Consider the following 7,147-nt stretch of genomic DNA (forward strand, 5'->3'; position numbering starts at 1 on the left):
TCCGGTTTAAATCTCCGTCTCAACGTGTGGGGTGTCCGGTTTCGGATCTTTTACCGTTTTTGGGATAGACATCGTATCGCTTAACTGCCTACACTAAAACCGCTCTTGCTTACATTCAACTGGACGGGGAATTGATTGTGCATCCGCTTTTACGCTTATTCCAATATGCCAAAGGTTATCGTCCGCAAGTCTGGTTTGCATCTATTTGTACTATTTTAAATAAGCTTTGCGACTTGGCTCCAGCTTATCTGATTGGGATTGCAGTAGACATCGTGGTGGAGAGGGAGTACTCGTTTATTGCCCGGCTGGGCGTGCTGAATCCCGTTTATCAGCTTGGGGTGTTGTCATTCCTAACCCTTGTTGTGTGGGGATTAGAATCATTGTTTGAGTTTTTGTACGATCGCCAATGGCGCAACTTGGCACAAACCCTCCAGCATGAACTGCGATTAGAGGCATACAGCCATCTGCAAGAGTTGGAGTTGAGCTTTTTTGAAGAGCGCAGCACTGGCTTACTATTGTCGATTTTGAATGATGATATCAATCAATTGGAGCGGTTTCTCAACTCTGGAGCCGCGCAGATTCTGCAATTTCTGACGACTGTTATCGCCGTGGGGGGCACGTTTATTGCGATCTCGCCCAACGTTGCACCCTTTGCCATGTTGCCGATTCCCTTGATCTTTTGGGGAGCCATTGCGTTTCAAAAGCGACTCGCCCCCCGCTACGAAGATGTGCGGGAGAAAAGTGGCTTAATCAGCACCCGATTGACCAATAATTTAACCGGAATTGCCACCATCAAAAGTTTCACGGCTGAGGCATACGAGCGCGATCGCGTGTGGACAGAAAGTGAAACCTATCGGCGTAGTAATGCCAAAGCGATCGCCCTCTCTGCCGCTTTTCTTCCATTGATTCGGTTTACGGTAGTGGCTGGCTTTATTGCCACCCTGTTTTTTGGTGGAATGGCGGTTCTCAACAATCAACTCACAGCAGGCACCTATGGCTTCATGGTGTTCATCGTCCAGATGTTGCTGTGGCCCTTCGCTTTTCTCAGCGAGATCATGGACGAATACCAGCGGGCAATGGCTTCCATCAAGCGGGTGATGGGCTTGCTCGATACGCCTATTGCCATTCCCACGGGCGATCTCCCTTTACCACGCAAAATCGTCCGTGGAGAGGTGCGGTTTGAAAACGTGACTTTTGGGTATCGAGATCGTCTCCCTATCTTGCAAAATTTGTCACTCCAAATTCCGGCTGGAACTACCATTGGCATTGTGGGTGCAACCGGATCAGGCAAAAGTACATTAGTAAAACTTTTACTTCGCTTTTACGAAGTCCAGAGTGGCTCCATTCTTGTGGACAACATTGAGATTCGAGATTTGAAACTGTATGATCTTCGCCATTGTATGGGTTGGGTCAGCCAGGATGTGTTTTTGTTCCACGGAACCGTTGCCGAAAACATTGCCTATGGCAGTTTTGATGCAAGTCGTGAACAAATTATTCACGCGGCTAAGTTAGCAGAAGCCCATGAGTTTATAACCCAACTGCCTCAAGGCTATGACACGATCGTGGGAGAACGGGGGCAGAAGCTCTCTGGTGGGCAACGGCAACGACTGGCGATCGCCCGCGCCATTCTCAAAGATCCGCCCATTCTGATTTTAGATGAAGCCACATCGGCGGTAGACAATGAAACCGAAGCGGCGATTCAAAAATCGCTCCAGATGATTACGCAAAATCGCACGACGATCGCGATCGCTCATCGCCTTTCCACCATTCGCCATGCTGATTGTATTTATGTGATGGAGCGCGGGCAATTTGTCGAATCAGGCACTCATGAAGAGTTACTGGCAAAAAATGGTATTTACGCCCAACTCTGGCGAGTGCAGTCAGGATTCCGCAATTGAGGCGAACATCTTGCAAAAAATAAAAAACACGGTAGGATTATTGCAAACTCATCTCAATTAAACCTGCGGATTACTCATGATGCCCCTCACTTTCACTCGATCAGACCTGGATGAACTGTGGGACTCGACTGCCAAAACTTATCCGGCTTTAAAGAATCTTGCTGACTTTGAATCGGTGAACCTACTCCCCGCTTGCCTTGGAACTGGACTGATTCGCGGATTTGAATTGATGCCCGGAATGTGGCTGAGTTTATTGGACTGTGAGTATCACCAGGACTGGAGCGTGACGGAGCTTTTTCATGATCATCCCATTCAAATTGGGATATGGCTGGCGGGAATTGTAGATGCGGAGGGGGCACATCCTACGTTGGGAGGGAATCGTGCCTACTTTTCTGGGAGTGGTATATCGCCTGGGTATCGAGAGCGTCACTATGCTGGGCAGCGTTTGATGCTCCTGAATGTGGAACTAGACCCGAATTTGCTGGAGCCATGGTTTGAGCAGGATGAAAAAGCAGGAATGGATTTGAAAGCCTTACTGTGTAAAGGGGAGGAGTGGAAAGCATCGTTTTATCCAACGCTGACTTCCAGGATGCGATCGCTGGCACAACAGATCTGGAATGCCCCCTATCATGGCATGGCACGACGGCTGTATCTGCAAGCCAAGGTCTGGGAACTGTTGGCAATGCAAATTGACTTAATCATGGTAGACCAAGTCACTAAAACTCCATGCAATACTCGCTTAAGACCGGATACAGTGGATCGGTTAAATTATGCTAAGGAGATTTTAACGCAGCAACTAGAACATCCCCCCTTACTGTCAGAAGTGGCACAACAGGTAGGAGTGAGCGATCGCACTTTGCGACGCGGGTTTCAAGAATTGTTTGGAACCACGCCATTGGCATACCTTACGCAGATCCGTATGCATCGAGCACAGCACTTATTGCAACAAGGTCAATGGACGGTTGCAGAAGTTGCTCGCACAGTAGGCTATGGGCACTTGGGACACTTTGCCACGGCATTTAAGCGGCAGTTTGGCGTGAATCCCAGTGTCTGTATGGGTGGAAAAATATAAATGTCCGTTTTGGGATCAGAAAAAGCCGTTTGGGGCATAGATCCAACAATATGACTCCTTTACACTGCCTTTATTGCAATTAGGAATAGTTTGCAATAGAGGTTTTTTCTGGTGTAAGGAGTTGAAATGAAGCTGGAAGCGGTATCGGTGCGATTGGTATTGTTAGTGGCGATGAGTGCTGCAATGAGCGGTGTGGTTTTACCAGGAGCAGCGCAGGTAGCAACGGATGGGAAAGCGGACGAATCAGATAGAGGCAGGACATCTGTTATGTCTGTTACAGAATCTGTTGCCATTCATCGCCTCCGCGATCGCCCCCAATCCGCCACCACGGTCAAAGGCTGGCTTGCCCAAATCGAAGCAGCAACAGTGCAAGTCACCAATGTGAAACTGGAACGCACCGAAACCGGACTCGATATTGTGCTGGAAACCGCCGAGGGCAAACCCCTACAAGTCGATGCCACCCAGTTCCGCGCTGAAGGCAACAGCCTGATTGCCGACATTTCCAACGCAGTCCTGTCATTGCCCGATGCCCAAAGCTTCAATACCGAAAACCCCACTGCCGATATTGCCACCGTGCAGGTGGTGCAGCAGGATGTCAACACCATTCGGGTGAGCGTGACGGGGAACACTGCCCCACCCACGACCGAGGTGACGCTGAAATCGGGAGAACTCGCCTCCCGCCTCATCCCGGAAGGCGTTGAACCGGAGGAGGACATTGTGGGGACAGGAGATGGTCAACCCGGCTCGCGCGGACCGAACTCATCGACCGGAACACGGCGGGAGCGGCCCTGGGCTGCCCGGCCCCACGCCCGCTATGGCCACCGTGCAGGTGGAGCAGCATGATGACAACCCCATTCGGGTGCGCGTGTCTGTGAACACTCCCCCACCCACCCCCGACGTGACGCTGTACTCGGGAGAACTCGCCTACCCCCTCACCCCGGAAGGCGATGAACCGGATGAGGAAATTGTGGTGACAGGAGAAGGTCAACCAGGCTACCGAGTACCGAACTCATCGACCGTAACACGGACGGATACGCCATTGCGAGACATTCCCCAATCCATTCAAATTATTCCGCAAGAACTGTTACGCGATCAACGGGCTGATATTTCGGATGCATTATTGAATGCTCCTAGTGTTCGTACTTCGTCGCCAACGAATTTTGATTCAGTGCGGATACAAGTACGGGGCTTTTTTAGTTCCCCAACACTCAATGGTTTCAAAGATTCTCTGTCTTCTAATTTGGGACCTGACCTAACCGGGATTGATCGAATTGAAGTTCTCCAGGGACCAAACTCAATTTTGTTTGGGTCAACCTCTCCCGGCGGAACGGTCAACTTTGTGACCAAGCAACCTTTGCGCGATCCCTTCTACTTTGCAGAAGCGACTTTTGGGAACTTTAACTTTTACCGGGGTGAAGTGGATCTATCTGGACCGATCGATGCGTCTCAGAGGGTGCTATATCGGCTGAATGCCTCTTACCGTGATCAGAGATTTTTTACTGATTTTAGTAAAACCAGGAATCTGGTCATTGCTCCGGCAGTGAGTGTGGCATTGGGAGAGAATACAAAACTGACATTTGAAGGAATTTACAAAGACCTGGAGTTTGAAAGAATCAGCTTTGGTTTGCCGCTGATTGGCACCATTCAATCTAACCCGAATGGTAGAATACCTCGCGATCGCAATGTGAATGAAGGCACCCTTGAAGCTCTGGGTTCTAGAGTAGGATACACCTTAGAGCACAAATTTAGTGAGTCCTGGTCACTGAAAAATTCGTTTCAATACAGTCGCTATTTTTCTTCCTATGATGACCCTAGTGGCGCGACTTTTCCCACTGGGCTTTTATCTGATAATCGAACATTGGAGCGAGTCTATTTTATCGCAGACTACGATCAACGGGATTATCGGCTCTTAACCAACCTTGTCGGTAAGTTTGCTACTGGCTCCGTGCAACATCAGTTACTTTTTGGGTTTGACTTGGGCAGACAAACAGTAGACTCTAACGGTACTGATCGAGAGATTGCCCCGCTTGACTTATTCAATCCAGTTTATGGACAACAACCAGGAGCAATTACATTTGAATACGATACCAATACGGTAACGGATGAACTGGGTTTAATCATCCAGGATCAAATCACGATCGCCGATAACTTAATACTGCTCGTTGGTGGTCGCTTTGATATCTTCAAGCAAACAGATAGAGATTTGCTGGCTGATACAAAAACGAGCCAATCAGGGAATGCGTTTAGCCCCCGTGTCGGGATTGTTTACAAGCCGATTCCACTCATTTCCCTCTATACGAACTACAGTCGCTCATTTCAGCCCGCGATCGGTCAATCCATTGATGGCAGTGACTTTAAGCCAACTCGAGGAACCCAATTTGAAGTTGGAGTGAAAGCCGATTTGAATACTAGGCTTTCGACGACCTTGGCGTTGTATCAGATTAACCAATCCAATGTCCTCACCGAAGACCCGGATAACATCGGCTTTTCGATTCAAACAGGAGAGCAACGCAGCCGAGGCGTTGAATTGAGTCTGGCAGGTCAGATTTTACCAGGATGGAATATCTTTGCCAGTTATGCCTATAATGATGCTCGAGTTACTGAAGATAATTCGATTCCAGTGGGTAATCGTGTGCAGCGAACCACCCCTCATGCGGCTAGCTTGTGGACAACCTACGAAATCCAACAAGGGGACTTGCAGGGCTTGGGGTTTGGTGTGGGACTGTTTTATGTGGGCGATCGCGCTGGGGATGCCGGGAATACCTTTGAAGTCCCCAACTACTTCACAACGGATGCCGCCATCTTTTATAAACGGGATAGATTTCGGGCTGCCCTTAATTTCAAAAACCTCTTCAATGTGGATTATTTTGAAAATGCCTTTGGTCGATTGCGAGTTTCTCCTGGCACACCATTCACCATACAGGGAACTATTTCCTGGACATTCTAAACATCAAGTCTCTCATGAAGCGGTTTCTGCACCCACTGATGACTCTGTTCTGTTTGGGGACGATAGCATTTCTGCTGGTTGTTGCCTGTAGCCGCACCAGTAAGCAAACTGCTATATCCCCAGCATTGTCAGCAGAACATTGTCGCATTGTGCAACACACAATGGGGCAAACCTGTATCCTGCTCAACCCACAACGAATTGTCGCGTTAGATATTTTGAGTTTGGGGGACATGGTTGCTTTAGGCATCAAACCGATCGCCGCAGAAATATGGTCGCCCAAAGCAGGTAACGTAGAAATTCCATCTTATTTAGCCGATAAGCTGCAAGGAATCACACTCTACAATACTTCCGCGAGCCAGCCCAATCTAGAAAAAATTTTGCAACTTAAGCCGGACTTAATCATCAGTCCCTCAAATTTGTCCTTACAAAGTATTTATAAGCAACTGAACCACATTGCTCCTACAGTATTGGTTCCGTGGACAGAAATTTCACGCGATTGGAAACAACATTTAAAAGAAACAGCCAAGATTTTTGATAAAGCAGAGATTGCTAATCAACTTTTAATAGATTATTACCGTAGAGTTGAAGTAATCAAGCAAGCATTTGAGATTTCAGAGAATAGTCTCAAAAAGAGCCATAATTCACCATTTTATGCATCGTTTGTTTTTGTGGGGAATGAGTTAAATCTTGCTCAAAAAAACTCCTTTTCAGGCACAATCTTAAATGATATCGGTTTACAGAAGTGTTGAAAGAAAGCTTAAGACAAGAAAAAAGGGGTCAGAAAATAGTATTCTGACCCCTATCAAATAAAAAATTCTGTCTGATGCTATCGTCGTTTCCCAAGATTGTCAAATCGGTAGTCAAGCGACTGTCGCCGACTGACTACCCAGTTTAGAACACCCGATTGTTCTTTAAAGTCTGGCTGACGTTGGTGCTCGACGCCAGCTTGACGAGCATGCGAGATCTATTTTATCGGATCAATCATGCTGGAATTGGTGTTGATATTTCAACATTTTCTACAGCCTGTAAGACTCGGCAAGGGGAGAACTTTGGCCGGATTTATATAGAATTGCTCGACCGCTTGAAGCGACAGCACCCCGCAACCGCGCAGATGTTGATTCCGATTGACTCAACAGTGATTAGTTTGACCAGCAAGTTGTTCTGGGAGCAGGAATATCATCAAGTTAAGTTGCTCAATGGCATCAATTTAGAGCAGGGCAATCCGACGGA

At 47.9% G+C, this 7,147-nt stretch carries 5 protein-coding genes and 1 pseudogene; all 6 read left to right on the forward strand.

Annotated elements, in window-relative coordinates; translation table 11 throughout:
- Positions 1–137 precede the first annotated feature (137 nt).
- Positions 138–1,898 carry an ABC transporter ATP-binding protein gene (locus tag AC1S52_RS00925; protein ID WP_482027162.1) on the forward strand — a complete coding sequence of 587 codons (1,761 nt, stop codon included), beginning with the start codon at positions 138–140 and terminating at the stop codon, positions 1,896–1,898.
- Positions 1,899–1,974: 76 nt separating this feature from the next.
- Positions 1,975–2,970 carry a helix-turn-helix transcriptional regulator gene (locus AC1S52_RS00930; RefSeq protein ID WP_482027163.1) on the forward strand — a complete coding sequence of 332 codons (996 nt, stop codon included), beginning with the start codon at positions 1,975–1,977 and terminating at the stop codon, positions 2,968–2,970.
- Positions 2,971–3,096: 126 nt separating this feature from the next.
- Positions 3,097–3,813: an AMIN domain-containing protein gene (locus AC1S52_RS00935; RefSeq protein ID WP_482027164.1), complete on the forward strand. Its 717-nt coding sequence runs from the start codon at positions 3,097–3,099 to the stop codon at positions 3,811–3,813.
- Complete coding sequence (locus AC1S52_RS00940) at positions 3,785–5,917, forward strand: TonB-dependent siderophore receptor (protein ID WP_482027165.1); 2,133 nt, start codon at positions 3,785–3,787, stop codon at positions 5,915–5,917. The genes AC1S52_RS00935 and AC1S52_RS00940 overlap by 29 nt, the downstream gene beginning before the upstream one ends.
- Positions 5,918–5,931: 14 nt before the next feature.
- Positions 5,932–6,666, forward strand: a complete 735-nt coding sequence (locus tag AC1S52_RS00945; RefSeq protein WP_482027166.1) for an ABC transporter substrate-binding protein — start codon at positions 5,932–5,934, stop codon at positions 6,664–6,666.
- Positions 6,667–6,872: 206 nt separating this feature from the next.
- A pseudogene (locus AC1S52_RS00950) lies at positions 6,873–7,147 on the forward strand (hypothetical protein); the annotation flags it as partial.

Source organism: Kovacikia sp. CALU 1929 (genome assembly GCF_056784235.1).

What these genes read in the sequence shown, in the direction of transcription:
- AC1S52_RS00935 (WP_482027164.1), top strand. Translation starts at nt 3,097, where the DNA reads ATGAAGCTGGAAGCGGTATCGGTGCGATTGGTATTGTTAGTGGCGATG.
- AC1S52_RS00945 (WP_482027166.1), top strand. Translation starts at nt 5,932, where the DNA reads ATGAAGCGGTTTCTGCACCCACTGATGACTCTGTTCTGTTTGGGGACG.
- AC1S52_RS00940 (WP_482027165.1), top strand. Translation starts at nt 3,785, where the DNA reads ATGGCCACCGTGCAGGTGGAGCAGCATGATGACAACCCCATTCGGGTG.
- AC1S52_RS00930 (WP_482027163.1), top strand. Translation starts at nt 1,975, where the DNA reads ATGATGCCCCTCACTTTCACTCGATCAGACCTGGATGAACTGTGGGAC.